1 protein-coding gene is annotated in these 623 nt (G+C 60.8%); it reads right to left on the reverse strand.

Annotation, left to right across the window (positions count from 1 at the left end):
* Positions 1 to 623 (reverse strand): immunoglobulin-like domain-containing protein (locus F7R20_RS31460; RefSeq protein ID WP_212613444.1); only part of this gene is annotated, 623 nt, incomplete at both ends.

A 623-nucleotide genomic window follows, 5' to 3' on the forward strand; every position in this document is an offset into this window, starting at 1 on the left:
GGAACCAGGTTCTCGAAGTTACCACCAGTGGCTTTATCGATGCTGACTTCGACTTTGCCGGCGTCTTTGTAGACGTCGTCTTTTGGCGCATCGACAGTGACGGTGCCAGTGGTGGCGCCCGCAGCGATGTTGATCACAGCGCCGTTGCTCAAGGTGACGGTCACTGGCGAGCCAGCGGCGTTGGTCAGGGTGGCGGTGTAAACGATGGAGCCGCCTTCGGCGACGCTATCGGTTGCACTCAAGGTCAGGCCAGTGGTGTCCTGAGTGTCTGTGACGGTGGTGTCGGCAGGCTTGCCGTCGATGTCCAGTTTTTCGTAGTTGCCGCCCTTGGCGTCGTCGATTTTGACGCTCAGGCTGTCGCCGCCCGCGAGGGCGTCGTTTGGCGTAACGAAGTTCACCGAAGCGGAGCTGGCACCGACTGGGATGGTGATGGTCTGGCCGTTGCTCAACGTCACGACGAGCGGAGCATCAGTGACCGGTGCGTTGACCGAGGCGGTGTAAACCACGGTGCCACCTTCCGCGACGGTGGACGTTGCGGTCAGGCTGACAGTCGAGGTGTCGATGGTATCGGTAACGTCAGTCACCGCAGGCGTGGTGCTAGGAACCAGGTTCTCGAAGTTACC

Source organism: Pseudomonas brassicacearum subsp. brassicacearum (assembly GCF_008801605.1).
Taxonomy (GTDB): domain Bacteria; phylum Pseudomonadota; class Gammaproteobacteria; order Pseudomonadales; family Pseudomonadaceae; genus Aquipseudomonas; species Aquipseudomonas brassicacearum.